Below are 2,842 nucleotides of genomic sequence, written 5' to 3' on the forward strand. Positions count from 1 at the left end.
TGAAACAGTAACATTTTCTGCTAATGCACCAGCAGTCATACCTTCTGCTTCAGGCACCTCTGCAATTGCTGGATCAAGCACTAATGGACGGCTTACCAATGATTGGTAAGTGTTTAAAAGCGTCAAGTTCGCTTGTAATCCTGCTTGTGTGATTGTATTTTCCGTAGTAGCAGTAGCGGTATTATTTACAACAATATCTGTTGTAGAAGTATATTTTGGTGTCATTAAGAAAAATGTCACTAAGGCTGCTAATACAATCCCAATAACAGTGGTTGAAATAATCTTCCAAATATTCGCAGTAAGAATATTCAGTATCTCAATTAAAGAGATTTCTTGGGTATCGTTCATCTCGTCCTCCTCGAGCAAATATAATGCATATTATTTACTTCCTATTTGAATATATTATCATAACTATGTCAGTCTACCATACCAGTTTTTAAGTTTTCAATAAGATATTATGATTCCTGGTATTTTTCACTTGATTCTCATTATCCATTTTCAGATGTCTTTGCATCACGATGGACAAATTCAACTAATTTTTTATTTAAACTATCATCATCTACAGCAGTTAAATCTAACGTTTCAACAAATTCATAGATTTCTTCAACTGGTCGACTCTTAATTTTACCAACAAAAATCTTATCATCTACTTTTTGTCCAGTTGTTTCATCCGTTAATAGTAATTCTTCATATAATTTCTCACCAGGACGAATACCGCTTTCAACAATCGGAATTTCTTTTTCAGTAAAGCCTGATAATTTAATCATTTTCTTAGCAAGGTCTAGAATCAATACATCCTTACCCATATCTAAGATAAATAATTCACCACCCTGTGCCTTGGCACCTGCTTGGATAACCAAGCGACTAGCTTCAGGAATCGTCATAAAGTAACGGCGCATTCTAAAGTCTGTGACTGTAACTGGGCCACCTTTTTCAATTTGCTTTTTGAATACAGGGATAACGGAACCACGAGAACCTAGCACATTACCAAAACGTACAGCAGCAAATTTAGTATGGGATGAAATTTTATCCATACCAGTAACTAGCATCTCTGCAATTCTTTTAGATGCGCCCATCACATTTGGTGGATTATTCGCTTTATCTGTAGATACCATAACAAAGACATCTACATTCGCTTTTTTGGCAGCATTGGCAACATTCATTGTGCCGTAAACATTGTTCTTTACTGCTTCAGTTGGATTAGCTTCCATTAACGGCACATGTTTATGCGCTGCTGCATGGTAAACGATATCTGGTTTGTAGGTTTGCATGATTTGTTCAATATGTTCTTTATCTTGTACATCCGCAATGATTGGAATAATCCGGGTATTTGGTAAGTCTTTTTGAGCGAACTCTTGGTTGATCAAGTAGATTGAGTTTTCCCCGTGACCTAAAAGGTAAATTGTTTGTGGTGCGAATTTCGCAACCTGCCGACAAATTTCAGAACCAATTGAACCACCAGCACCAGTTACTAAGATATCTTTGCCAGAGATCTGACGGAAGGCATCTGTATCATCTAATTCCACTTCTTCACGACCCAACAGGTCAGAAATTTCAATTTCTTGTGGGCCAGAAGTTGTATCCATTTGGTAGCCTAATAGTGTTTTTTCAACTGAAGGCATCTGGCGCACGTCTACATCATATTCGATACCCCAATCTAAAATTTGTTCAATTTTTTCACTTGGCAAAGTTGGTGCAGTAATAATGATATTTTGTAAATGATATTGTTCGATAATATCTGGAATATCATCAACACAACCTAGAATACTTAAATTATCCAACTTCTTATGTAGAAGCTCTTTATCGTCATCCACAAACCCAACAAAGCGATAAGCCCCATCATTTTTAAATTGTTTGAGGAAGGTATTTCCTCCTCGACCAGCGCCAACAAGCAATGTTGGTTCAAAGACGCCTTCACCATTCGGTAAGTTATCTCTACGATCCAAAGCGAATCGCCATAATGCACGTGACACAAATGTTAACCCAATAGAGAATACAGCTAATAAAAATACTAAACGAATGGAAAAACTTCTATAAATGATAGCTGCAGATGCTAGAGTTAAAATTGACGCAATAAAATGGGTAATTAGTAAATCCGATGCCCCTTTGAAACTCATATAGCGGATAATCAAATTGTAGTTTTTGGTCCCTAAACTAGCTAGTATATAAGCGATGAAATATATAATAGATAAGCCTACCGTCATTGACACGGTTAAGCCTACATATATCTCAAGTAGTAAATATGCCGCAAAACCAGCAACTAATATTGATACAAAATCAGCAACTACCAGTATCGAATATTTTTGATATTTCGAAAAATTCATTTACGCGTTACGCTCCCAACTTATTTTCTTCTTTTAACGATACAACATACTAAAACAAACCAAAAAATTTCTTCTTCCGTTTTGGTTGGTCTAAAACAAAATTCGCAATCATGGGATCCCCATTCACTAAACTTTTCGCATTGGCTTTAAAATCAAACACGATACTAGTCCCATACTCAGCCTGCATTTTGTTGAAGGCTGCCTCCATATTAAAGCCCCTAGGTCCATGTGGACGGTGGGCATCTGAAGCGAGCATATGGACAAGATTTTCTTCAATCAACAAACGACTCGTTTCTTCAACACCAGAACCAAACTCTCCTAGATATGATGCTGCTGTTAACTGTGCGTAACAACCCATCTCCACAAAACGTTTTAATATTTCTGGTTTTTCAATAATCTTTTGATTTCGTTCCGGATGAACGATGATTGGGCGAATATTTCGTGACAATAAATCAAAGAATACTTGTTCCGCATAATGCGGTACTTCATGACTTGGAAATTCAATTAAAATATAATGG

General features: G+C 36.5%; 3 protein-coding genes. All 3 read right to left on the minus strand.

The window, feature by feature from the left end; translation table 11 throughout:
- Nucleotides 1–348 (minus strand): Wzz/FepE/Etk N-terminal domain-containing protein (locus ACRCJ0_RS11550; protein WP_431390510.1); only part of this gene is annotated, 348 nt, incomplete at its 3' end.
- Nucleotides 349–488: 140 nt separating this feature from the next.
- Nucleotides 489–2,324 carry a polysaccharide biosynthesis protein gene (locus ACRCJ0_RS11555; protein ID WP_431390511.1) on the minus strand — a complete coding sequence of 612 codons (1,836 nt, stop codon included), beginning with the start codon at nt 2,322–2,324 and terminating at the stop codon, nt 489–491.
- A gap of 49 nt (nt 2,325–2,373) precedes the next feature.
- On the minus strand, nt 2,374–2,842 hold a 469-nt coding region (locus tag ACRCJ0_RS11560), incomplete at its 5' end, for a CpsB/CapC family capsule biosynthesis tyrosine phosphatase (RefSeq protein ID WP_431390512.1).

The organism is Aerococcus sp. L_32 (genome assembly GCF_050689315.1).